General features: G+C 48.7%; 20 protein-coding genes and 2 tRNA genes. 10 read left to right on the top strand and 12 right to left on the bottom strand.

The window, feature by feature from the left end:
* Nucleotides 1-61: 61 nt before the first annotated feature.
* Both H6629_08085 and H6629_08080 read right to left on the bottom strand, forming a co-directional pair.
* A complete protein-coding gene (locus tag H6629_08085; protein MCB9067748.1) occupies nt 62-595 on the bottom strand; it encodes a DUF4287 domain-containing protein in 534 nt (177 codons plus the stop codon).
* 133 nt (nt 596-728) lie between these two features.
* Nucleotides 729-1,238, bottom strand: a complete 510-nt coding sequence (locus tag H6629_08080; GenBank protein ID MCB9067747.1) for a hypothetical protein — start codon at nt 1,236-1,238, stop codon at nt 729-731.
* Nucleotides 1,239-1,369: 131 nt separating this feature from the next.
* Between H6629_08080 and H6629_08075 the strand changes: the two genes are divergently transcribed.
* Nucleotides 1,370-3,685, top strand: a complete 2,316-nt coding sequence (locus tag H6629_08075; protein ID MCB9067746.1) for a M1 family metallopeptidase — start codon at nt 1,370-1,372, stop codon at nt 3,683-3,685.
* A 90-nt stretch (nt 3,686-3,775) separates the two neighbouring features.
* Here H6629_08075 and H6629_08070 read toward each other — a convergent pair whose 3' ends face one another.
* Entirely contained in the window at nt 3,776-5,170 is a 1,395-nt protein-coding gene (locus tag H6629_08070; GenBank protein ID MCB9067745.1) for a UDP-N-acetylmuramate:L-alanyl-gamma-D-glutamyl-meso-diaminopimelate ligase, read from the bottom strand.
* A 307-nt stretch (nt 5,171-5,477) separates the two neighbouring features.
* Nucleotides 5,478-6,620 carry a membrane dipeptidase gene (locus H6629_08065; GenBank protein ID MCB9067744.1) on the bottom strand — a complete coding sequence of 381 codons (1,143 nt, stop codon included), beginning with the start codon at nt 6,618-6,620 and terminating at the stop codon, nt 5,478-5,480.
* A gap of 372 nt (nt 6,621-6,992) precedes the next feature.
* Here H6629_08065 and H6629_08060 point away from each other — a divergent pair, with 372 nt between their 5' ends.
* Nucleotides 6,993-7,661, top strand: a complete 669-nt coding sequence (locus tag H6629_08060) for a hypothetical protein (protein ID MCB9067743.1) — start codon at nt 6,993-6,995, stop codon at nt 7,659-7,661.
* A 38-nt stretch (nt 7,662-7,699) separates the two neighbouring features.
* Here H6629_08060 and plsX read toward each other — a convergent pair whose 3' ends face one another.
* The gene (gene plsX / locus H6629_08055) at nt 7,700-8,746 is read right to left on the bottom strand and encodes a phosphate acyltransferase PlsX (protein ID MCB9067742.1); all 1,047 of its coding nucleotides are present in this window, start codon (nt 8,744-8,746) and stop codon (nt 7,700-7,702) included.
* Between the two features lie 561 nt (nt 8,747-9,307).
* Here plsX and H6629_08050 point away from each other — a divergent pair.
* From H6629_08050 to yhbY, 7 genes are all read left to right on the top strand, one after another.
* On the top strand, nt 9,308-12,016 hold the full coding sequence (locus H6629_08050; protein MCB9067741.1) for a pyruvate, phosphate dikinase: 2,709 nt from the start codon (nt 9,308-9,310) through the stop codon (nt 12,014-12,016).
* A gap of 232 nt (nt 12,017-12,248) precedes the next feature.
* A complete protein-coding gene (locus H6629_08045) occupies nt 12,249-12,704 on the top strand; it encodes an arginine repressor (GenBank protein ID MCB9067740.1) in 456 nt (151 codons plus the stop codon).
* Nucleotides 12,686-15,313 carry a DUF2344 domain-containing protein gene (locus tag H6629_08040; GenBank protein MCB9067739.1) on the top strand — a complete coding sequence of 876 codons (2,628 nt, stop codon included), beginning with the start codon at nt 12,686-12,688 and terminating at the stop codon, nt 15,311-15,313. The genes H6629_08045 and H6629_08040 overlap by 19 nt, the downstream gene beginning before the upstream one ends.
* Before the next feature lie 126 nt (nt 15,314-15,439).
* Nucleotides 15,440-15,595: a hypothetical protein gene (locus tag H6629_08035; protein ID MCB9067738.1), complete on the top strand. Its 156-nt coding sequence runs from the start codon at nt 15,440-15,442 to the stop codon at nt 15,593-15,595.
* Between the two features lie 35 nt (nt 15,596-15,630).
* Nucleotides 15,631-17,160 carry an Rne/Rng family ribonuclease gene (locus tag H6629_08030; protein MCB9067737.1) on the top strand — a complete coding sequence of 510 codons (1,530 nt, stop codon included), beginning with the start codon at nt 15,631-15,633 and terminating at the stop codon, nt 17,158-17,160.
* 163 nt (nt 17,161-17,323) lie between these two features.
* Nucleotides 17,324-18,478, top strand: coding sequence for a hypothetical protein (locus H6629_08025; GenBank protein MCB9067736.1), 1,155 nt, complete (start codon nt 17,324-17,326; stop codon nt 18,476-18,478).
* Nucleotides 18,479-18,571: 93 nt separating this feature from the next.
* The gene (gene yhbY, locus H6629_08020; GenBank protein MCB9067735.1) at nt 18,572-18,889 is read left to right on the top strand and encodes a ribosome assembly RNA-binding protein YhbY; all 318 of its coding nucleotides are present in this window, start codon (nt 18,572-18,574) and stop codon (nt 18,887-18,889) included.
* A 149-nt stretch (nt 18,890-19,038) separates the two neighbouring features.
* Here yhbY and H6629_08015 read toward each other — a convergent pair whose 3' ends face one another.
* The 4 genes from H6629_08015 to H6629_08000 form a co-directional block, all read right to left on the bottom strand.
* Nucleotides 19,039-19,965 (bottom strand): hypothetical protein, encoded by a 927-nt coding sequence (locus H6629_08015; protein MCB9067734.1) that lies wholly within the window; start codon nt 19,963-19,965, stop codon nt 19,039-19,041.
* Nucleotides 19,966-19,985: 20 nt separating this feature from the next.
* Nucleotides 19,986-20,489, bottom strand: coding sequence for a hypothetical protein (locus tag H6629_08010; GenBank protein MCB9067733.1), 504 nt, complete (start codon nt 20,487-20,489; stop codon nt 19,986-19,988).
* A 94-nt stretch (nt 20,490-20,583) separates the two neighbouring features.
* Nucleotides 20,584-20,656 (bottom strand) — tRNA-Cys (locus H6629_08005).
* A 67-nt stretch (nt 20,657-20,723) separates the two neighbouring features.
* Nucleotides 20,724-20,796, bottom strand: a tRNA-Ala gene (locus H6629_08000).
* A gap of 177 nt (nt 20,797-20,973) precedes the next feature.
* Here H6629_08000 and hppD point away from each other — a divergent pair.
* Nucleotides 20,974-22,065 carry a 4-hydroxyphenylpyruvate dioxygenase gene (hppD, locus tag H6629_07995; protein MCB9067732.1) on the top strand — a complete coding sequence of 364 codons (1,092 nt, stop codon included), beginning with the start codon at nt 20,974-20,976 and terminating at the stop codon, nt 22,063-22,065.
* 62 nt (nt 22,066-22,127) lie between these two features.
* Here the strand turns inward: hppD and H6629_07990 are convergent, their stop codons facing one another.
* From H6629_07990 to H6629_07980, 3 genes are all read right to left on the bottom strand, one after another.
* A complete protein-coding gene (locus tag H6629_07990; protein ID MCB9067731.1) occupies nt 22,128-23,540 on the bottom strand; it encodes an undecaprenyl-phosphate glucose phosphotransferase in 1,413 nt (470 codons plus the stop codon).
* 179 nt (nt 23,541-23,719) lie between these two features.
* Nucleotides 23,720-24,856, bottom strand: a complete 1,137-nt coding sequence (locus H6629_07985; GenBank protein MCB9067730.1) for a glycosyltransferase — start codon at nt 24,854-24,856, stop codon at nt 23,720-23,722.
* A 40-nt stretch (nt 24,857-24,896) separates the two neighbouring features.
* On the bottom strand, nt 24,897-25,349 hold the full coding sequence (locus H6629_07980) for a hypothetical protein (GenBank protein MCB9067729.1): 453 nt from the start codon (nt 25,347-25,349) through the stop codon (nt 24,897-24,899).
* Between the last annotated feature and the right edge of the window lie 8 nt (nt 25,350-25,357).

The raw sequence follows: 25,357 nt of genomic DNA, 5'->3' as shown, positions 1-25,357 counted from the left end.
AATACCCGTTTGGCGGAGAAAAAAATATGATCCTGCTTAGCATTTGATGAATTTGTGGCGATCAGCCCGCCGCGTCGAAAGCCGCTTTCAGCCAGCCGATCAGCTCTGCATCCACCTCATCCGCAGACGAAACGCGCACGCGATGGCTGACCATCGAATTGAAGCTGCCCGATGCTTCCAGCCGATCGGTGGGCGGCACATCTTTCAGGTTGATGCCCACATCCAGCCGCGTTTTGGTGGTCGGTTGGATGATGCCGAACTGCTTTTTCCGGCGCAAACTCACATACGCTTTTTTCGGTGCGATTTCTACATCGCTGCCGAAATTTTTCACTGCGCTCATCAATTTGTCGTGAATCGGACGCAATTCTTCTTTTCCGGCAAATTGCCCGTCGATCAGTTCGCTGTCATCGCTGGCGGAACCGGCGTCCGTTGCTTTGGCTTTGTGGGCAACCAGATTGGCGTAACCGTAAGTCAATCCGTGCTCCGATTTCAAAAAATCGATGATTGCCTTATGCTTTTCGATGCCGCTGGTTTTGACAATCGCAATCCATTCGTTTATCGATTTGCCGGTTTTTTCTTCGAGATTTTGGATCATGGTATCGGACATGTCGCTCCTCCTGATTTTTTAGTGATTGGCAATTGCTAATGTTGAACGGTCATTCCTGCGGATGCAGGAATCTCCCTGAACCATTCACCCCTCGATACGCTTTTTTGGGATACATTTGTTGCTAAAATACGAGCGAATCGGACATTTGTTCGCTGTTGAGCAGCATCGTTTTTTCGGCTTTATTGGCGCGGATGCGCACCATGTTTTGCTGTGAGTCGAACGAATCGAGCAGCAGCGTGTGGGTTAGTTTTATTTCGCTAACCGTTTGGATTTGTTGAACTTCCAGATATCCGTAAAATACATCCAGCTCCACCTCTTTCCCGATCACCGAGATTCCCACCGAATCGCCGTTCACCGAAAGCCGCAGGTGTTCGAGAATATATTCGAACGCCAGCGAATCCGCTACCGGCGATTCTTTATCCGTGCCGATGAACAACTGTTCGTGCCCGCGATTTGCCAGCGCAGTTTCCAGATCATCCGTGTACATTTTCAGGGTGATTTCCAGCGTTTGCGCTTCGGGATTGTGGTTGATCTGGCAAAAACTTACGTAATAATCGTGCCCGAGCGCCGGAAAAAACAACCCGACGAGCATCGCCAAAATTAGAAATCGATGAAAAATGAATGTTGTCATTTTTGATTTTTTCTTTTTTGAGAAAAAATGATTAAGTTACCCGGCTTGTTACGTTCCGGGAGCGAAACAGTTTCGCTTTCGCAAATGTCATAAATTTTTTTGCGAATCGATATACTTTTTTGAGGAAAAATATGAAACAGATTCAATGGATTTTGCTGGCGTTGCTCGCGTTCTCTGCGCTGATTTTCGCGGATGAAAATGTGAACAAAAACAAATTCCGGCAACTGGGCGAACTGCTGCCGACGCCGAACACCTATCGCGCCGCATCCGGCGCGCCGGGACATGATTATTGGCAACAGCGCGCGGATTACAATATAAAAGTAACGCTCGACGACGCTAAACAGCGCATCGACGGCAGCGAAACCGTGACCTATCACAACAACTCGCCGGACGTGCTCACCTATCTCTGGCTGCAACTCGACCAGAACGTTCGTGCCAAAGATTCGGATAATTTTGTCGCGGACAACGTGGGTATTTCAGATAGCCTAAGTTTCAAAGAAATCAAGATGTTACACAACGATTTCGACGGCGGATTCAAAATTGAATCCGTGACCACCACTTCCGGTTCGGCGCTGCCGTATGTTATCAACAAAACCATGATGCGGGTCGATTTGCCGCAGCCGCTAAAGCCTGGCGGCACGTTTTCGTTCAACGTAAAATGGTGGTATAACATCAACGATCGCATGAAAATGGGCGGCCGCTCCGGCTACGAATATTTTGCGGAAGACGACAATTACCTCTACACCATCGCCCAGTTTTATCCGCGAATGGCCATGTATAACGAGGTGTATGGCTGGCAAAACAAACAGTTTTTGGGCAGCGGCGAATTCACATTGTGTTTCGGCGATTTTACGGTGAGCATCACCGTTCCGGCGGATCACATTGTCGGAGCGACCGGCGTGCTGCAAAATCCGGGACAGGTGCTCACGGCGCAGCAGCAGGAGCGTTTCCGCAAATCGCGCAGCGCCGGCGAACCGGTGATGATCGTTACCGAAGCCGAAGCCCGCGAGAATGAAAAAGATAAAACGGATCGCAGCAAAACCTGGATTTTCAAAGCGGAAAACGTTCGCGATTTCGGTTGGGCAAGCTCCCGAAAATTTATTTGGGACGCGATGGGCGTGCCGTTCGGCAATCGCACGGTGATGGCGATGTCCTACTATCCCAAAGAAGGCAATCCGCTCTGGGAGCAATATTCCACAAAAGTTGTGGCACACACGCTGCGAAATTATTCCAAACACACTTTTGATTATCCGTATCCCGTCGCGATTTCCGTGAACGCCAAAAAAATCGGGATGGAATACCCGATGATCTGCTTCAATTACGGTCGCCCGGAAAAGGACGGCACCTATTCCAAACGCACCAAATACGGGATGATTGGCGTGATTATCCACGAAGTGGGGCACAATTTTTTCCCGATGATCGTGAATTCCGACGAGCGCCAGTGGACGTGGATGGACGAGGGGCTGAACTCATTTCTGCAATATTTGACCGAGCAGGCGTGGGAACCGGGCTATCCCTCGCGGCGCGGTGCGGCGTATAAAATTGTTGATTACATGAAAGGTGACAAACGGTTCATCACGCCGATCATGACCAATTCAGAATCGCTGTTCAGTTTTGGCGACAATGCCTACGGTAAACCGGCAACCGCGCTGAACATTCTCCGCGAAACCGTGATGGGTCGCGAATTGTTCGATTTCGCGTTCAAAACCTATGCGCAGCGCTGGATGTTCAAACACCCGACGCCCGCCGACCTGTTCCGCACGATGGAAGATGCCTCCGGCGTGGATCTGGACTGGTTTTGGCGCGGCTGGTTTTTTACGACCGATCACGTGGATTTGGCGATCGACGAGGTGATCTGGCACAAAGTGGACACGCGCAATCCCGATATCGAAAAGGAGATCGACCGTAAAATTGAGAATGAGCGCAAATACATCGCCGATATGCGCAACAGCGAATTTGCCGCGCAAACGATGACTGCCAAAGATACATCGCTGCTCGATTTTTACAATCGTTTCGATCCGCATTTGGCCAACGCGGTGGATCGCGCGGAATATCAGCAATACCTCAGCGAACTGGATTCCAGCGATATCGCGTTTCTCAACAAAGATTACAATTATTACGAAGTGAAATTTTCCAACATTGGCGGGCTGGTGATGCCGCTGATTCTCGAATTTGAATACAGCGACGGCAGCAAGGAAATGCGCCACATTCCCGCAGAAATCTGGCGGCTGGACAGCGAGCACGTCAGCAAGGTTTTTGTGACGGAAAAAGAGCTGCGCAGCATCGCGCTCGATCCGTATCTGGAAACCGCGGATGTGGACATGAACAACAACCACTGGCCGAAAAAAGCGATTCCCAGCCGTTTCAAAATATTTAAGGAAAAGAAAGACCCGGAAAACGATATGCAGCGCGACCGCCGGGCAAAAGAAATGGAAAAATCGCAGTAACCCGTAGGGGCATAGCGCCGACGTGCCCCAAAAACAAAGAAAGGGCGAACAGTCGTTCGCCCTTTCTTTGTTGCAAATTTTTTATCAAATCTACGAAATGCGATCCCGCAATTTCTGGTATTCACCGCCCAAACTGCCGTTGGTCAGCAAAACCAGCAAATCGCCCTCGCGGAGAATTTCCGCCAGTTTTTCGGGGATTTGCGCGTGACCGGTGAGCAGCACCGATTCGGTATTCTCACGAGCCAAATCCGCGACCAATTTTTCCAGCGAGAGCCGCTGGTTTTCGGGGATTTTCTCGATGCGATGCAGCGGCGTGAACAAAACGATATCCGCCGGTTTAAACGCAGCGACCAGTTCTTCCTGAAAAAAATTGCGCACGGTGGTATTGGTTCGCGGCTCGAACAGGGCGATCAAACGCCGGTTCGGGAATTTCCGGCGAAAGGCTTCCAGCGTTACCTGGATGGCGGTCGGGTGATGCGCGAAATCGTCGTAAACATCCGCATCGTGTAGTTTGCCCCAATATTCCATCCGCCGTTTGACACCTGTAAACGTTTCGAACGCATGGTGGATCACCTTCCAACTGATACCCATATCGCGGGCAATTGCCGCGACAGCAGTGGCGTTTTGCACCTGAAACTCGCCGGGAAACGGAAATTTTAGCGGCGTCGCAGTCGCCAGTTGCCCTTTTTCGTAGAGATTGAATTCGCTGAATTGGTCGGTTTGCGCAATGATTTCGTACGACCAGTGGTTGTTACGCGATTTGCCAAACAATTGCAGCCGCGAATAGATCGGCGAGAGCACTTCGTGCACGGCGGGACTGTCCGCGTTCGCGACAATCAGCCCGTCCTCCGGCACGATGCGAATCATTTTTTTGAATTCGCGTAAAATCGTATCGAGATCGGGATAAATATCCGCGTGATCAAATTCAATGTTGTTGATGGTCAAATAATGCGGAAAATAGTGCACAAATTTAGGGCGTTTGTCAAAAAATGCGCTGTCATATTCGTCGCCCTCGATGACAAAATATTCGCCGCTGCCCACCTGCACGGAGGAATCAAAATTTTTGGCGATGCCGCCGATCAGGAATGTCGGTGATTTTTCGGCGACCTGCAGCAACCAGCTCATCAGCGTAGTGGTGGTGGTTTTGCCGTGCGTTCCGGTGATGACCACGCTTTTCAGCGGGCGGGCGAATTCGTTGCGGATCAGCTCCGGCATGGAAATCATCGGCAGGCGGCGGCTCAAAATCGCTTCCACTTCCACGTTGCCGCGCGACATTGCGTTGCCGATCACCACCATATCAAACGGCGTTTCGAGATGCGCCACATCGTAGCCCTGCCAAACGGGGATGTTGTGTTCCGCCAAAAAATCGCTCATCGGCGGATAAATGCCCAAATCGGTGCCCCAAACTTCGTGCCCTTTTTGCTTCAGCAGCACCGCGACAGATGCCATCGCCGTTCCGGCAATTCCCAAAAAATAATAGCGCATTTGCTCCCTCTTTTTTCCTTTTTTTGGCAGGATAACAATTTTGTGTTGTCATTCCGGGCTTGTCCCGTAATCTCCAGATTAAAACAAATCCCTTTTTTCATAACAATGGCGCACTGTCATTCCGGGCTTGTCCCGGAATCTCCAGATTCAAGCAATTGAAATTTATTCGCAACATTTTAATATGAGATTTTGGCGGAAATAAACAGATTTTTAACTTTTTGGGGAAAACGTTACGAAGAGGAGCTTCGTTACGAGAGTTGAAAAAGGGAACGCAGATCTGCGTTCCCTACAATCCTGTTAAAAAAAACTATTCACTCATTTCCGAGGCGATGCGCTCCACTTCCGACCAGACGCGCAGGAAATTTTCGCCGCAAATTTTGCGGATGTCTTCTTCCGAATAGCCGCGTTTGAGCAGTTCCGCGATGATGTTCGGGTATTCCGAAACATCCAGCACGCCTTTGGGTAGCGCCATTACACCGTCAAAATCGGAGCCGAACGCCACATGATCCACGCCGACCAATTCCACCGCGTGATCGATGTGTTTCATCACATCTTCAATCGTTCCGGCGGGATTGGCTTTGCGGTATTCTTCGTAATAACGCAAATGCTCCGGCGAGTTACGTTCGATGTTATTTTCCTTCAAATATTTGTTGATCGCCAAATTGCCGACCGTCCAGGTGTTGGCGTAGGCGCTGTCCAAAAATGACGAGCCGAAATTGATGCAAATAACGCCGCCGTTTTTCGCCAGATCGATGATCATTTGATCGCTCATATTGCGTTCAAAATCCGGCGTATATTTCCGGCAGGATGAGTGCGACGCGATCAGCGGGGCTTTGGTGAGTTTCAAAACGTCGTAAAATGCGCTGTCGGAAACGTGGGAAATATCGATCATCATCCCGACGCGGTTCATTTCGGGAATGAGCGTTTCGCCAAAGGGACTCAGCCCGTTCCACTTGCGCTCCTCGTCATACGATGAATCGCAAATGTGATTGTTTTTGCCGTGCGTTAGCGTGATGTAACGAATTCCGCGATCATAAAAATGTTGCAGATTTTCCAGCTTGCCCTCGATCGGCGCGCCGTTTTCCATTCCCATCGGCAGCGAAATGATGCCGTCGCGGAAATGGTTGCGCACTTCCGCAACAGTTGTGGCAACGGCAAATTTATCCGGGTGTTGCGAAACAATGGCTTCAACCAAATCGATCAGCGAATCGGCAAAGGCTTTTGCCCCGCCGGTTTCCTGATAGCGTGCCGGAATGTAAATCGACATAAAAGGAGCGTTCAATCCGCCGGCTTTGGCGCGAACATAATCGAAATCGCCGCCGGGCGTGCGCACGGAAATATCTTCCATCAAATTGGTGAGGCGATAGGGAATATCGATATGCCCGTCCGTGATGATAAATTGCTGCGCCAATTGCTGCGCTTTTTGCGCCACGCTGACGCCTTTTTGCATGCTTTCGAACGCTTTTTGGGCGGCATCGGCGTTCTTTTTTACTTCGCCGACAGCTTCGGATTCCTTCTGCGCAAACGCGCTTCCGCCAAATGCGATCACCCAAAAAATGCCAACAGCTAACCACGAAATCAATCGTTGGTTCATTGCTCCTCCATAATTTTGAAAAGTTATGACATCGCCGCAGCTTTCAAAAAGTCGCGGTTTATCGGTTTCAAATATCCAAAACGCAACGTGTGCATTTGTGAAAAAAATATACATCTATATGTATCAAGCTGCGTCGCAAGTTACTGTTATTTATGAAAAAAACAAATTGGCATCCCGCTTGCATTTCACTCAAGTGAACTGTTTAACAATTAAAAGTCTGGAGATGAAATGCAGTTTTTACGAACATTTTTCAACTGTTTGATTTTTAGCGCAATATTAATGTTAAGCCAACTGTACGCCGCGGATTACCAGGCGGGCGTAAAAGCCGGATTCAACTCCGGGATGGGTTGGCAGTTGCACGGACAGGTTGAGAATTTCTCCCGGGGACTACCGTTTGCCGCACGGCTGGAAATCGGTCGCAGTGGGTTGAATCCCGGCGACGCCGGCGCTGCCCGCCGCATTTTTATCAACGATGCTACCAACGGCATTCCCCAAAAAAGCGGGTCGCTGTGGAATTACCGGTTCGATCTGGTCTTTCCCGCGAAAATCAATCAATTGCCGAACGCAAAATGGCTCGCCGGACCGCGCTATTCGAAATTCCGGGGAAATTTCAAATACGTCGGCGGGAATGAGGATTTTGATGTTACCAGCACGCAATGGGGAATGGGTGTCGGGCTGGAAACGGCTTTTCCGTTGAGCCGGAAATTGAATTTGCAGGTGGTCAGCGGTTTTGATTATTATTTTAAAACAATGTTGCAGGGGCACGATACGGCTTATTCCCCGGCAGGCGAAGATGTGAATCCGCGGGATGATTATTCATTTGAAGATGCAGACAAAGCGATTAACCAACCGGGCATCGAATTGCGGATGGTGGTTGGATTTTCCTATCGTTTTTGATGCCGGGAAACGCATGGCGGCCGCTGCTTTGCCGGATATCAGATGCGCTCGAACATGCTGAGGTAAAATTGTTTCATCGAATCTTCGATGTGTTTAATGAACTGTTGTCCGGCGGATTTATCCGCCAGCAAAATAGCATTTTTTATGGCTTTGGCTTTGGAGCGCCCGTGCGCCTTGATCACCAGTTTGCTGAAACCGAGCATCGGTGCGCCGCCGTATTCGGAATAATCGAGCCGTGTTTTCAGCTTTTTCAGTCGCGGCGCCATCATTGCGATGCCCACTTTGGACATCACACCGTTTTTCCAGATATCTTTTCCGAGATCCATAAAAACTTCAGCCATGCCTTCCAGCCCTTTGAGCAGAATGTTGCCGGTGTAGCCTTCGGTGACGATCACATCGGCAACGCCGCGCAAGATATCCTTGCCTTCCACATTCCCGATGAAATTGATATTTGACATTTTTTTGAGCATTTTATGGGTTTCCACCAGCACATCGTGACCTTTGGTTTCTTCCTCGCCGATGTTCAGCAAACCCACCCGCGGATTTTGGATGCCCAAAATTTCCTGCGCGTAGTGAATGCCCATAATCGCGAAGCTGACCAGTTGGTTCATCGTGCAGTGCAGGGTTGCGCCCACATCCAGCATAATGGATACGCCGCTGGTGCTCACCCGTTGTTCCAATGCCGGAAAAACTGCTGCCAGCACGCCGCGCTCCACGCCCGGCATTCGCGGGATAATTTTGGAGCACGCCAGCACCGTTGCGCCGGTGTTGCCGGCACTAACCAACGCATCGCCTTTGCCATCTTTTATAAGCTGTGCGGCAATCGCGATGGATGCTTCCGGTTTTTCGATCAACGCCTCTTTCGGCGAATCTTTCATGGAAATATATTGATCGGTGTGAATGATTTCGTAACGGTCGTCGGGAATGCTGGCTTGTTCCAACTGCTCCCAGATTTTTACCTCATCGCCCACAAAAATACAGCGAAACTGTTTGTTTTCTTTGCAGGCTTCTTCTGCACCTTTGATGATTTCTGTAGGGGCGAAGTCGCCGCCCATTGCATCAATCACAATCGAATGATAACCCATTAACAATTACCCCAACATTTTCAGAGAATATACGTGCTGCGCCTTATTTTTCCAACCCTGCAGCGGAAAATACATTCGCAAATCCCATTGCTGTTGCCGGAAAGTTTATCAAAAAATCTTGCTATACAATTGTATAAATATTAGATTCGGAAGTTTTTAATTTATTCGCTCTTTGGCTTTTATTGTTTACGCCGGAAAAATAAAGTTGTATTGCGCATGAAAACATAACGCATCATACGCCAAAAATGACCCCCGAAACGGCATGCGAATAAATATTCGCATATCTGCAATCATTGATTCGGATATGCGAAAAAAGCTCCCCCAAAGCCAACCCCCAAACATTCGCAATGCCAAACAGGCAATGCGAAGCCCGTATTTTTGTTCGAAAACAGATACCGGTTTTTGAAAATTCAATCTGTTAATGTTGTGTATATTTCAGATGATTTTGTGGGTTTGGTCGGGTTTTTCATTTATAAATTCAAAATTCGGTGAATATAATCACGAATTTTTGCTTTAATTCTTATTAATTATACATCAACCGAATGGTTGAAGGAGGGCTTTATGTCTCACAAATATGTCTATTTCTTCGGCGATGGAAAAGCCGATGGAAAAGCTGACATGAAAAACTTGCTGGGTGGCAAAGGGGCAAACCTGGCAGAAATGACCAATTTGGGTATTCCTGTTCCGGCAGGATTTTCCATCTCAACAGAAGTTTGTACGTATTATTATGCACACGGAGAATCCTATCCGAACGAGTTGAACAACCAGGTTTTGGAAGCGCTTCGGAAGGTGGAAGGTGTTATGGGCGCCAAATTTGGCGATCCGGACAATCCGCTGCTGGTTTCCGTGCGCTCCGGCGCCCGCGTTTCCATGCCGGGAATGATGGACACGGTGCTCAACCTCGGTTTGAACGATACCACGGTAAAAGGCGTCATCAAACAAACGGATAATCCCCGTTTTGCATATGATTCCTATCGTCGGTTTGTCGCTATGTATGGCGATGTGGTGATGGGGCTGAAACCCGAATCCGCTGACGATCACGATCCGTTCGAAATCATTCTCGATGCTAAAAAAGCTGTTCGCGGCGTAACGCTGGATACCGAACTGACCGCAGACGAACTCCGCGAGTTGGTTGGCGAATTCAAGGCTGAAATCAAAAAACGCACCGGACAGCCGTTTCCGGAAGATCCGATGGATCAACTGTGGGGTGCTGTTGGCGCAGTGTTTGGCTCCTGGCACAACGAGCGGGCCAATGTGTATCGCAAACTCAACAAAATTCCTGAAGAATGGGGAACAGCAGTAAACGTGCAAAGTATGGTTTACGGAAATATGGGCGAAGATTGCGGCACCGGTGTTGCATTCACACGCGATCCCGCCACCGGCGAAAACGTGCTGTATGGCGAATACCTCATCAACGCCCAGGGCGAAGACGTGGTTGCCGGAACCCGCACTCCGGAAAAAATTTCCCAATTAGCCAAAGCCATGCCGGAAATTTACAAAGAGTTCGAAGCGATTTGCGACCGGCTGGAAAAACACTATGGCGATATGCAGGATATGGAATTCACTATCCAGAAAGGCCGTTTGTGGATGCTGCAAACCCGTACGGGTAAACGCACCGGTTTTGCGGCGTTTCGTATTGCGGTAGATCTGGTTGAAGAAGGGTTAATTTCCAAAGAAGAAGCGCTGATGCGCCTCGACCCCAACCAGTTGAACCAACTGCTCCGCCCGATTTTCGATCCCAAACAAAAACGCAAGCTCATCGATGAAGGCAACCTGCTTACCAAAGGGCTGAACGCCGGACCCGGTGCGGCTACTGGCAAAGTCGTATTTAACGCGCCGGATGCGGTTAGCTGGCAGAAAAAAGGCGAGCAAGTGATTCTGGTTCGTGTAGAAACATCGCCGGAAGATATTCAGGGCATGCACGCAGCCGACGGTATTTTGACCGCTCGCGGCGGGATGACTTCGCACGCAGCGCTGGTCGGACGCCAAATGGGTAAAGTTTGTGTGGTCGGCGCCGGTGAATTAAGCGTGAATTACAAATCCCGTTCGTTCGAAGTGAATGGCAAAACAGTAAAAGAAGGTGACTGGATTTCTATCGACGGTTCTACCGGCGAAGTGATGAAAGGTCGTCTCGAAACCCAACCGTCCGAAGTACTGCAGGTGCTGCTGGATAAAACGCTGAAACCGGAAGATTCCGAAGCTTATTACATGTATAGTAAAGTAATGGAATGGGCAGACAGCATTCGCCGGTTGCGGATTCGCACCAACGCAGATCAGCCGGATCAGGCAGATACTGCCATCGCATTCGGTGCTGAAGGTATCGGGCTCTGCCGTACGGAACATATGTTCTTCGAAGGCACCCGCATCGACGCCGTTCGCGAAATGATCGTTGCCGACAATTTGGCCGGACGCGAAAAAGCGCTGGCAAAATTGCTGCCCATGCAGCGTGGCGATTTCGAAGGCATCTTTACCGCGATGGACGAAAAACCGGTAACTATTCGTTTGCTGGATCCGCCGTTGCACGAATTCTTGCCGCACACCGAAAAAGAACTGGAAGACCTCGCCAAAAAGCTGGATGTCAGCTACGAAAAACTGCACGCACGTGTGGAAGCCTTGCACGAATTCAACCCGATGCTCGGTCACCGTGGCTGCCGTTTGGGCGTTGTTTATCCGGAAATTACCGCAATGCAGGTTCGCGCCATTCTGGAAGCCGCTTGCGAAGTGAAGAAAAAAGGCGTCACCGTGCTGCCGGAAATCATGATTCCGCTGATTTCGCACGTGAACGAACTGCGCGAACAAGAGCAAGTGGTTCGTAACGTCGCCAAAGAAGTATTTGAAAAATATGGATTTGAAGTCGAATACATGGTTGGCACAATGATCGAAATTCCCCGTGCCGCCATCACAGCCGACGAAGTTGCAACCGTTGCCGAATTCTTCAGTTTTGGCACCAACGACCTCACCCAGACAACCTTCGGTATGTCTCGTGACGATTCCGGCGTGTTCCTGCCGTTTTATGTGGAACACAAAATTCTCACCGGCGATCCGTTTGAGTCTATCGATCAGGGCGGCGTTGGCAAACTGATGGAATGGGGCATTGCCAAAGGTCGCGAAACCCGCCCGAAACTGAAGGTTGGTATTTGCGGCGAACACGGTGGTGAACCGGCATCGGTAGAATTCTGCCACAAACTCAATTTGGATTATGTTAGCTGCTCGCCGTTCCGCGTGCCGATTGCCCGGGTTGCCGCGGCGCAGGCCGTATTGCGGAAGTAGTGAATCGTAATTCCTGAATTGTTCTTTGAATGTTTTAACTTTGGGGCGACGCCGAAACCCGGCGTTGCCCCATTTTATTCAACTAATTGGAAAAAATCGCCGGATTATGCAGTTTTTGATAATCTGTTAACGCAAACGCGCCGACAAATTATAGGAAATTCGTAATCATTTTGGCGATGCAACCGTAACTAATGGATGTTCAGGAAGTAAACTCAAGAAGGAGATTCACCCAATGGCCAAGAAAAAAGAGCGCCAATTTGCAATCAAACAAATCGTTCAGGAAGAACGCATTGCCAATCAATCCGATTTGCTATACAAACTTGAAAATAAAGGGTATTCAACCACCCAGGCTACTTTATCCCGCGATCTGCACGAAATGGGAATTATCCGCATTCCTTCTCCCGATGGCTATCGATACATCATTTCCGAACTCGAAGGCAACCACTCATTTGCAAAAATAGTTGGATTGGAGATTTTAGGGATTTATTATAATGAACACGTTGTAGTTGTGCGTACCATAACCGGAAGAGCCACCGGCGTTGCCTTGTTTATCGATCAACTGAAGCACGAAAACGTGCTGGGCACCGTTGCCGGCGAAAATTCGATTATCGTGATTCCGGATTCGGTACAAAATATCCCGAGGATAAAAGCGGATCTGGAGAGAATTGTTTGTCAGAAATGGAGCTAAAGAGCAGAATTGATGCGGCGTTTCTGCCGGTTGTAAACAAGCCCACCCGGTTTTTGGGCAACGAATTCGATGCATTTGTAAAAAATTCTGATGAAATAAAGCTGAAAATAGCCCTGTGTTATGCCGACCTGTACGACGCCGGCATGCGAAATATTGCTTTTGAATCGTTGTATTATCTGTTGAACGACGCCAAAACCATATGGGCAGAACGCTGTTATTTCCCCGGCATCGATGCCGAAGCAACGTTACAATCAGCCGAAATTCCGCTCTTCTCTTTAGAATCCAAAACAGCACTCAATCAATTTCAAATTATTACCTTTTTTTTGCAGGATTGGCTGTCCTGCACCAATGTATTATCAATGTTGAATGTGGCGCAATTGCCGCTGCGACAATCCGAACGCAGTGACGCTGCGCCGTTAATTATCGGTTGCGGCCCGGTGATGAGCAATCCCGAGCCATTGACCGCCTTTTTCGATGCCGTGATCATCGGCGATCCTGAAACCGCGATGCTGGAAATTGCCACAATTGTGGAACAGCAAAGCGGTGCAACCAAAGCAGATGTGCTAAAATTGCTTTGCGGGATAGCCGGTGTTTATGTGCCATCAATGTATCAGCCGCAGTTCAACAGCTTTCGGGAATTTCAGGGGCTTTCGGCAACGGCAGCCGATGCACCTGCCCGAATTTCTGCCCGAACCGGAAAAACCGGCGCGTATAAATCGCTATCGTTCAAACCGCTGGCGGCCATTGCGGATACCGCGCAAAACCGCCACAGTTTCGATGTCGTTTCCGTTCCGGCAATTACCGATTCACCGGATGCACCATTTGCGTTTCGTCATTCCGGCGTTTTGCAGCCGTCTGTGCAAATCCATTTATTTCAGGAATTGCAGAACCACCTTTCCCGGCTGGAAAATGTGTCGATGCCATTCCCCATCAGTTTTACGGTGGACGGAAACAGCGATTATTGGGGCATGCTGAAAGATAAGTGGCTGGTTGAAGAACCGCGCATAACGCTGTCGCTGCCGGAAGGCAGAATGAATTTTCGCAAACCGAATTCGACGGATGTTGCGCTGGATTTAAAGCAATCACCGTTTGTGATTGCCGTGCACGCCGCAACCCCGCGATTGCGAACGGTTGTTAACTGTGCGCTGCGCGATGCGGATATTGTTGCTGCGCTAAAAGCGGCGCTGGAAAAAGGCTGGTCTGCTGTACAACTTAATTTTACCATCGGTTTGCCGACCGAAAAACCCGACGATGTGGCTGCAATTGAGGATGTGGTTCGTATGTGTATGGATGCCGCGCAACCCTTTCCCGATGCAGATATCATCGTTTCCGTACAAATTTTCTCACCCACACCACACACACCCTTCCAATGGGAAAAACCGGAAAACCCCGCCGCCATCGAAAAAAAGCTGGAGATGCTAAAAATTCGGCTGGCAGCGCTACCGGTGCGTTTCGTTTATCAACATCCCAAAATTGCGGCGTTGCAAAGCATCATCGCCCGTGGCGACCGCCAACTGGCGGATGTCATCGCGGCTGCATATCGCAACGGTGCACGATTTGAGGGCAACCCGGAATCCATCAATCCGGAGGCCTGGGATGCCGCATTCGCAGAAACGCAGCTTCCGCTGGATTGGTATCGGTCGGCTATTTCTATCACTGTTGCACTGCCGTGGGATCACATCGATGTGGGGATTTCCAAAACCCATCTCAAAGAAGAAAAGTTGCGCGCGCTGCAAGGGCAGCTCCATCCGCTCAATAAAGAACGGGTCTCGCTGGGCTACGGCGGGATAAAGCGATCCGATTTCGAGCGATATTGCCAATCCGGCGCAACGCAACACCGTGTGAATCTCCCGGGGCAAAGTGCCCAATCCGTTGTTGTTCCCTCGGACGAACCGGTCCGTTTCGGACGGCGTGGCAAAAAGAAACAGGTTACTACGCCGGCGATCAAACGGAAAATCCGGGTTCGCTACTCCAAAACCGGGGCAATGCGGTTTATCTCCCATCTGGATAATGTGCGCGTTTTTGAGCGATGCGCCAAATTAGCCAAAATTCCCCTCGTGTATTCGCAGGGGTTGCGGCGCAATCCCAAAATTGGGTACGGAATGCCGTTGCCGACCGGTATTTCCTCTATCGCAGAATATCTGGATATGGAAGTTGAAGTGGGACGCGAGCTCGATCTCGCCCAACAATTCAACACCGTTTTACCCGAAGGCATCCGAATTTTACAGTTTCAGGGCATCTTTCGAAAGGTGTCCGCACTCGCCGCCATTATCAATTGCTCCACATACGAAATTGCGTTGCAACAATTTAAGCTGCCGCAAGACTGGATTGATGAATGGCTGGCAAAACCCGAAGCGATGATCCAACGCGCCGGAAAAGACGGCATGAAAGATGTGGACATCCGCCCGTTTGTGCGAAAAATATATCTGGAAAAAGATGTGTTGCACGTAACGCTGGTAACCATCGAGGGACGCGCTACAAAAATCAACGAAGTGCTCGAATCGATGTTGGCGCCGCACGATGTGGATTATCGCTATTTTCTCATTCAACGAACCGGTCAGCTGATTTCGGATGGCGAAACAACCCAAACGCCGTTCGATGTGCTGTAATTTTTTTACCGGTGAAGCTGTTTAACACTGTCGGCATTAGAACATTTTTCGAACCTGTTTCGACGAACCTTTTTTTGAATTTGCGCTGAAGTATCGGCAAAAATTCCGCCGGAAAAATGCTGCAACATGTGGCAAAAACCGGCAATTTTCGCAATTCCAGTAGCCCTGCAGAAGCGGCAATTTGCCGATGTTCTGCGGTATCCCGCCCTGATTATTCATCACCGGAAAAGTATCCGGCGCGAATGCGTTATCCGCAAATTTGCGGAAAAGCATTTGCTGTAAGTTCATTGAAAACAAAGAAACAGGGCTTCTCTGTTATGGAAAAAGAAATTATCATCAATTCGACCAACGAGGATACGCGCATTGCGTTGTTGGAAGACAGGCGATTGGTCGAGCTATTTGTCGAGCGTCCGGATAACGAACGCAAAGTCGGCGATATTTACAAAGGTAAAGTTCGTAAAGTGGTCAAAGGCATGCAGGCCGCGTTTATCGATATCGGGTTTAAACAGGATGCGTTTTTGCATTTTTCCGATATGGGAAACCGCGTCGGGCAATTATTTGCGGATATCGACGACGACGATTTGGAAGACAACGGCGAGGTTCGCAACGATGTGGATCCGCAGGATTTGCTGCACAATGGTCAGGAAATTGTCGTTCAAATTGTGAAAGAACCGATTGCCAATAAAGGACCGCGCGTCAGCACGGAAATAAATTTGCCCGGGCGCTTTGTGGTGCTGTTGCCAAAATTGCGCAAAGTTGGCGTATCGCGAAAAATATCATCAAACCAGGAGCGCAAACGGCTCCGGAATTTGATGCGAAAATTATTGCCCAAAGATTTTGGGCTGATCATCCGCACCGTCGCCGATGGCAAAGACGAGGAAGCGCTAAAGCAGGACCTCAATCGCCTGCTCGAGCAGTGGAAAGATCTCGAAAAAAAGATGCCCGATGCAAAAGCGTTCACGTTACTGTATAAGGATTTGAGCATGGCATCCAGCGTTATTCGTGATTTGTTCACCGAAGATGTGAAACGCGTGGTTGTCGATTCCCGGAAATTGCACCGCGATATTCAGGAATACCTGAAAGATGTGAGCAGCGATTTGCACCGCAGGGTGGAATATTATCGCGGCAAGCAACCCGTTTTTGATGCCTTTGAAGTTGAAAAAGAAATCCAGCGCAGCATCGAAAAGAAAGTGTGGATGGAAAACGGCGGCTATTTGTTCATCGAACAAACCGAGGCGCTGTCGGTAATTGACGTGAACAGCGGACGCTATTTTGGGCGGAAAGATCACGAGCGCAACTCGCTGAAAATCAATCTCGATTCAGTCCGGGAAGTTGCCCGGCAGGTGCGGCTCCGCGATATCGGCGGGTTGCTGGTCATCGATTTTATCGATATGGAAGAAAATGCCAACAAAAAGCGGGTGCTCAACGAGCTATACAAAGAATTTTCCCGCGACCGCGCCGTCAGCAAAATTGAACCGATGAGCCGTTTCGGGCTGGTGGAAATGACCCGCCAGCGGGTTCGCCCGAGCCTGATTTACAACATCACCGAGCCGTGCCCAAATTGCAAGGGCACCGGATTAGTGCCCACAAAAGGCACCATTATGGCCAATGTGGAGCGCGCCATCCGGCGATACACCGTTTCCCGGTTCGACCGGCGGGTGGTGTTGCAGGTGCACCCGGAAATGTTCGAATACATTAATAATAAACGATTCGGTCGTGCGTTTCAGCTAATGTGGAAATATTGGGTAAAAATTATCGCGGAAGCCAACGAAGAGCTGATGCCCCACGAATTCCGTCTGCTGGAAAAACGCACCCGGAAAGACGTGACCAGCCAGTTCGCATTTTAATCATATCTGAAAATCCGTTTACAGCGGCGTGTTTTTGTCGTTTGGCAATCGCGCCGCTGTTTGTATATTGGGGCGCGATTTTCCAATTTCTTGTTTGAAATAAAAAATCAATATAGTATATTTTTGTTCACTTTTCATGTGTAAATTTTAAGGAGATCGGCCAATGGAATATTACCGTTTTGGGCGGGTTGTCGTGCCGGAAGGCGGGTTGTTTGACGATGCGGCAAGTGCAATCGAATTCGCTACCAATCTGGAAGACGGTGTGATAAACGAGCAAATTCAAAACCTCAGCTTCACCACGGACGACGAAGGCACGCTGGTGGTGCTGGTTAATAACAAACGTTATTTTATCACCATCACCGCGCTGAAAGAGCTGTGCAAAATGCTCAAAGTGCCGGCAAGCTACCTCAATAAATTTCCCGGACGCACGTTGGTGCTGGAAAACCTCAACAACAATCCGTATTTAAAAGATAATTCCGATACCGTGAAACTGGTCGTTTGGCAAAGCGAAGATTATCCGGTAATCGCCGGCGTTTTGCCCGGCATCGATCCCGCAATGCAGATGACGGAATTTCTGGAAATGATGCGCGACAACGGTGTTTTCGAGCGCGAAACCACCAAACTGGACCAAATCGCCATTTCCGATGAAGAAATTGTGGCATATTTTTATCTGCCGGAAGAAATGACCCACGAGCGATTCAAGTTTCAGTTGGGCTACTCAATCCATTATGCTTCAACGCGAATGGTGGATACCATCGTTTCGCCCTTTGTGAAAATGACGGTAGTGACCGGCAGCGGCGAACCGTTCGATTTCGATTTCGAGAGCAGCAAAAAATTGCGCATCGCCAAACGAAAAAAAGAAGATTTCCTGTCCGAAACGATTGAAATTGTTCAAACCTACAACGGTAACGATTTGGGCGTGTATTACGAAGAAGCCGTAAAATGTGGTATGCTTTCCCGAAATATCGATTCCGTTCGTTTCGCGATTCTCAAATTCCTGAAATCCAAAGCGACTTCCGTTTACAATTACAACGGCGTAAAAGTGGATGCCAATCAGGTTGCCGAAGAAGTGATTCCCGAATACATGGAATTTTACAAAGCGCACAAAGATGAGCTGAAGAAAATGGAAACCTACGCGGCAAATAACCTGCAGGTTAATTTTTATCTGCCGATTTATTTGAACCGCTTTTTCACATTTCAGGCGAACATCGAAAATCCCAATTTTATGATTCGCTATCGCAAAGCCATCGGACAAGCCATGACCAAAATGCTCGACGAAGTGGGCGATCTGGTTGTGGATGTGCAGCGTAACGGATAATTTTATATAGTTTTGCCAAAAAATATTGCTAAATTTGCGGTCAGCCACTCACTTTCGGGTGGCTGATTTTTTTTAATAAAATAGAGGAATATTATGTTGACTGGCAAAGAAAAACGCGAGCTGCGCTCCGAAGGGCATCACCTGAAACCGGAAATCTGGGTCGGGAAAGAAGGCATAACGGACGGCACGCTCACAAATGTGGAAAATGCATTCAATACCAAAGAATTGCTGAAAATAAAGCTACAGGAATCTTGTCCGTTGGAAAAGGAGCTTGCGGGAGAAATTCTGGCGCGTAAAACGCATTCGGAGTTGGTGCAGATCATCGGCAGCACAATTTTGCTGTTCCGCGAGCAACCCGAAGAGAAAAATCAAAAACCGTCGCGCAAAAAAGGTGCTTTTGATCACAAATAATCAAGCGATATCCTTTGCATGAGTAAATATCAAGTAAATAAGCTTGATTTTATGGTGTTCAAATACTACTGTTTGACAAAAGATTTTTCAGTGAATATCAAGTGAAATGCAGTGCCGTAGTCGTAAAACTACGGCATTTTTTGTAGCGATTAAATATTTTCTGTTGTTCCTTCCCACACATCAAACCAATATGCGAGATATTTCCACTTTCCCCAATCGTCGTAAATGGCGGCACCGTCTTTGTCTGACATTGGCGCTCCGCCAAAATATTTTTGGGAAACGAACTGGCGAAACACGCTGTCTACCGGTAACTCGTCGTAACGCCCGAGCAGCATCAGCATGGTTGCGGCGGCGTAATTTCCGATGCCTTTGATGCGCAACAGCGATTTTTTTAATTCCGGCGTAGGAATTTCCGGATCGAGAAATTGCTCCGGCTCCAGCTCGCCATCGGCGATGCGCCGGGAAAGCAAATGGATGTAATCGCTGCGATATCCCAAATTTACCCGTTTCGAAAATTCCGCGAACGGGATTGCGGCAATCGCCTGCGGCGAAGGGAATGCGTTCAGATTTTCATCACCGGGAAATGGTGCGCCAAACTCGCGAACGATGCCTTCGACCATCCGTTTTGTGCCGCCCCACTGAATATTTGTTGTGCAAATCGTTTTGACGATGTCTTCATAAACGGAAGGCGAGCGCAGCAATCGACCCAAGCCGTTACTCATTTTTTGCCACTGCTTTCCGGCAGATTTACAAATGCTGTAAAATTCGTGAAAATTTTCATCGAGCCGGAACATGTGGCGCACATTTTTGGATATTTCTTGTAATTCTGCTTCTGTCAACGATTCTGCATGCTGAACATCGATACAAATTATCGGCTCGTGAATTGATCCACTGTTTTCGACGCTAATATTAACGACGTTTCCGCTCGACAAATGTTCGGCACGTTGCAGTTTTTGCTGTTCTTTATCCCATTGATTAGGGTGGAGCGCCACCCAGCCATGCGAATATGCGGTATTAGCAAAATGGAACGGTGGTTCGGGTGTCAGTGAAAATCGCGTTTCTATCAATTGAGCCAAAAGTTACTCCGGTTTCAATTTCAAAATGATTTTTTTGCGAGTTTGGGGTAAACATCTTTCAATACCGGCAGTGCGGCGGTGCCATACCAAGGGTGTAATTCCATCACCAGTCGCCCGGCCTGAATCGCCGGATCGGTTTCGGTAAGTGCGCGGGCTTCCTCGATTGTTGCAACATTAAAAATGTAGATGCCGCGAATGTCATCGTCATCCATAAACGGTCCGGCCAACACCAGCGAGCCTTCTTCCGCCATTCGTTTGATATTATCGAGATGTGCTTTTTGCAATTTTGCAGCGGTTTCTTCATCCTGGCTGCGGTTTGGTCCGGCTTTGAGGAATGCCATAACATATGGTTTCATGCCGTAATCATCGGCGCCCAATTTTTTGGCGAGGGCTTCATCGTAACCGGATTCGCTGTTTTGTTTATCGGCGACATTTTCTGTTTCAGCCGGTTGACCGGTGTTTTGGCAGCCAGCCAATAGTGCGGAAATAATAAAAATGAAGAGAGAGGTACGTAATAAATTCATGAGAGTTTCCTTTAAAAAATAGTAAGACAATCATGTTTTTGGTCAGATTATGAAACGATAAATGCGGAATTTGGTTGCGATTGAAGAAAACAAGAGGCGCCGGGCGGATTCGAACCGCCGCATAAAGGCTTTGCAGGCCTCTCCCTTAGCCACTTGGGTACGGCGCCATCTTAAAAAACGGGGGGAATTCAGATAAAAAATTCACGACTGAAAATTGGTGCCGTGAATCGGTTGTGGAGCCAAGGGGAGTCGAACCCCTGACCTCTTGAATGCCATTCAAGCGCTCTCCCAACTGAGCTATGGCCCCATCGTTTATAGCAAGGCAAAGATAATAAACACGGCTTGGCATGTCAACACATAATTTCGATTGACATTTAGGTGGTTTTTGTATCGCCAAAACCGACAATCTAACTTCGGAATGGCGATAGCAACTTTTGCGATGTAAATTTAATTGCGCGACATTTTTTATCAAACAGGAGGAATAATGAAACCACCCTTTCAAATTTTCGGTACGGATCACGTGCGACTGATTGTCGGGAATGCCAAACAAGCCGCACATTACTACCAAACGGTTTTCGGCTTCGAACCGGTTGCGTATCGCGGGCTGGAAACCGGCGATCGCGAAAAAGCCAGCTATATGTTGCAGCAAAATAAAATCCGGCTGGTGTTGTCATCGCCATACCGGGCAAATTCGCCGATGAATGTGCATCTAATGCTGCATGGCGATGGCGTTCGGGACGTTGCATTTTGGGTTGATGACGCCACAGCCGCATGGGAATACACCACCCAAAACGGTGCCGTTTCCCACCAAAAACCCACCGAATATTCCGATGACAACGGCAAAGTGGTGCTGTCCAGCATCCATACATACGGCGACACGCTGCACACGTTTGTGGAGCGAAAAGATTACGACGGTGTGTTTTTGCCGGGATTTATGCCTTATAAAACAGCGGTAAAAACCAGCGATGTCGGGTTGAATTTTATTGACCACTTTGTGGGAAATCAGCCGGAAGGTGAGATGCAAAAAGTGGCCTCGTGGTATGAAAATGTGTTGGGCTTTCACCGCTTCTGGTCGGTGGATGACAAAGATATTTCCACTGAACACACTGCATTGCGCTCGATTGTTGTTTCGAGCGAAAATGAGCGGATCAAAATGCCCATCAATCGCCCGGCGCAAGGAATGAAAAAATCGCAAATCCAGGAATTTGTTGAATATTACACCGGTCCCGGTGTTCAGCACATCGCGCTGGATACCAAAGATATCGTTCGAACGGTAAGTATGTTACGGGAAAACGGGGTGGAATTTTTGGAAACGCCGGCGACATATTACGATATGCTGCAGGATCGCGTTGGCAAAATTGATGAAAACATCGCGAAACTCGCGGAATACGGTATTTTGGTCGATGCCGATCAACACGGTTATCTGCTGCAGATTTTCACAAAACCGGTGCAGGATCGCCCGACATTATTTTTTGAGGTCATTCAACGGAAAGGCTGTTCCGGTTTCGGAAAAGGGAATTTTAAAGCATTGTTCGAGGCTATCGAGCGCGAACAGGACCGGCGCGGAAATTTGTAAGTGGCATTTATTTATCCAAACACTCTCGTAGCGAAGCTCCTGCTTCGCTACGCTTTTTTATGCTAATACGCATTTTCCCCGCGAATAATTTCCGAAACGGTCATCAAAATAATTTTGATATCGAACCACAGCGACCAGTTTTCGATGTAATATAAATCGTATCGCGTGCGATCTTCGATGGACGATTGTCCGCGAAGCCCGTTCACCTGTGCCCAGCCGGTCATGCCGCAGCGCACCCGGTGGCGCTCCAGATATTTTGGCACATGCGACTGAAATTGCTCCACAAAATGCCGCCGCTCCGGTCGCGGACCCACCAAACTCATCTCGCCTTTGATCACGTTAATCAACTGCGGCAGTTCATCCAGGCTTGTCCGACGCAATAATTTGCCGATGGACGTGGTGCGCGGATCGTCCGCTTTTGCCCAAACCGGTCCGGTTTCCGCTTCCGCATCCGACCGCATCGATCGAAATTTGATCATCGCAAATTCCTGCCCGTCAAGACTGACCCGCTTTTGGCGATAAAACACCGGTCCCGGCGATGTCAGTTTAATGATCGTCGCGAGCAGCAGAAAAAACGGCGACAGCAGCAGTAGCCCGGTTAGCGAGACAATCACATCGAACCCGCGTTTGAGCAATCCCTGCCAGCCGGCAAGTACATACGCTTTCAATTGCAACAACGGAATGCCGCCGGCTTCCAGCGTGTGGAATTTTGAAGTGATAATATCCAGCACATCCGGCACATAAAACAGCTCCAAGTTACGTCCTTCTGTGGCTTGCAGGATTTGCCATATGTTTTGGTGATCGCCCTGTTCAAAGGCGATGACCACGCCGTCCGGCGCATTTTCAGATGCGATAAGACCTGGCAGATCACTCAGTTTGCCCAAATGCGGCACAGCAATTTCATTGACATGCGCGTTAGCGAAATAGCCGGTGAGATTGAAGTTGAGTGTGGTATCGATATGCAGCCGTTCGTATACCTGACGCAAAATTCCGGCGGAACCTGCCAAAACCACGTTCATTTTGCTAAAGCCTTTGCTCAAAAATCGCTGTTTGATGCGATGAAAAATGAATCGCCCGACCAGCAAAAACACGATGGAGTTAACAAAAATCAGCCCGAACACCAGCCGGGAATAGGAAAAATCGCGATACAAAAATGCGCCGCTCATCGCTATTAAAATACCCAGAAAGCAATTTTTAAGAATTGAGGGAATATCCTGCGAGAATGTGCTGAAAAAGCGGCTACGATACGCGTTTGTCGCGCCGAACAACAGCAAATATGCGATCACCAAAAAAATTGAAAAATAAACGTAGCCGGTCAGCGACGGCAGACCTTTGGTCACCGGAATCAGCTCCGTCAGCGGTGAAAAAAAGCGCAAATAATAGGAAAAAAGCACCGCACCGGTGAGCGAAATCGCGTCTGTTACCATTTTCAAAAATGGCACGGAGAGGTTACGTCTGTAAATGTTTTGGTTCATTTTCTACGTTGTTTTCTTTTTTGCCACAAATATTCACGATTTCTTCATTTTGTCATTCCGGCGCAGGCAGGAATCTCATCCGCATAACACGGAGATTCCTGCATTCGCTGGAATGACAAATCAATGGCTAAATGATTAAAAAATAGTAAAATAACCATTCGTATCCATTCGTGACAAAATTAATTCCCGAAAAATTCCGAAACTGACTGTTCAATAAATCCGCGCATTTTTGCCATAAATTGCGCTTTTGCAAATTGCTGTGCGTGTTGATGAATAAATTCAGCATTCCATTTCAGCGATTCAAATTGTTGAATCGCATTTTGGAGCGCGGATTCGCTGTGTTCATCGAAAAAAATGCCGCTGCAACGCCCCTCATTGTTGCCGTCGAAGCCGATCACCGTTTCTAGTGCGCCGCCGCGAGCGAGGGCAATCACTGGTTTTCCGCAGCTTTGCACTTCCACCGGAACGATGCCAAAATCTTCTTCGCCGGGAAAAATCAGCGCTTTGCATTCTGCGGCAAATTGGCGCAATTCGGCATCGCTCACCCAATCGAAAAAACGCACATTGCTGCCCGCAAGTTTCTGCAGCGCCGCTTTTTCCGGACCGCTGCCGACGATGTGCAGCGGTTTTCCGTTTTGGTTGAACGCGCGAATCGCCAAATCCACTTTTTTGTAAGGCACCAGCGCGGTGATCATCAAATAAAAATCCCCGGATTGTGTGCTCAATGGAAATTGCGTTGTATCCACCGGCGGGTGGATCACCGTTGAAGGACGGCGATAATATTTGGCAATCCGCCGACCGACATGTGCAGAATTCGCTAAAAAATGGTCAACGCGGTTGGCGCTGGTAACGTCCCACATCCGCAAATAATTGGCAAAAAACGGGATGATTTTCCGCGACAACCAACCGGTTTTATCCGCGCCAAAATAATCTTCGTACATATCCCACACATAGCGCATCGGCGTGTGCAAATAGCTGATGTGCAACGCATTTGGCGGCGTTCGGACGCCCTTTGCCACGCAATGCGAGGTGGATAAAATCAGGTCGTATCCCTTAAAATTGAGCTGCTCGATAGCGGTGGGAAACAGCGGCAAATAGTGGCGATAGCGCGTAGCTTTCCCCGGCAAATTATCGATAAACGAGGTAACGATTTTGCGATTTTCAATGAGCGGCGAAACGCTACCGCGATTGTGCAGCAACGTGAACAAATCCGCATCCGGGAACATTTCGCAGAGCGCTTCCAACACTTTTTCACCGCCGCGCATGCCGGTCAGCCAATCGTGAACGAGGGCTATTTTCAGGTTTTCTAATGTCATAAGTTTGCCGCTATCGGAGGATTAACTTCAAAAATTGGCTTCAATTCGATTCGAGATAGCGCTCGGGCATGGGATTTCCCGGGCGTTCGTTATCCCAAATCATGTTTATTATCCACCAGCGTTCGCCATCAAAAAATAATTGGATGCTGTTGATGCCGCGTTTAAACGGCTCCGCATCTTCCGCGCGGTGTTTGGCTTCGTATGTGCTGAACACATGCGCCACATTTCCAAAAATCTCGGTTTTTCGGGCAATTTCATATTCAAAAAAGCCGTTTTGGACGAGATAATCATTCACATTTTCGATGTATGATGCCATGTCCATCGCAAGCGCCTGCGGTTTTCCGGTATCATCGATGGAGGTCCGAATCAGTTTTGCGCCGGGAAAAAACAGGTTTCGCTCGCGATCCCAGTCGCGTTCCTGCCCGGCGGGACCGGAAATCACGGCATACAATTCCGTGATAACGGCATCGATATCATTAAATTTCTGATTCATTTCAAATT

It is taken from the genome of Calditrichia bacterium (assembly GCA_020634975.1).
In the GTDB taxonomy this organism is placed as follows: Bacteria; Calditrichota; Calditrichia; order RBG-13-44-9; family J075; genus JACKAQ01.
This window is presented reverse-complemented; position numbering and strand designations above follow the sequence as displayed.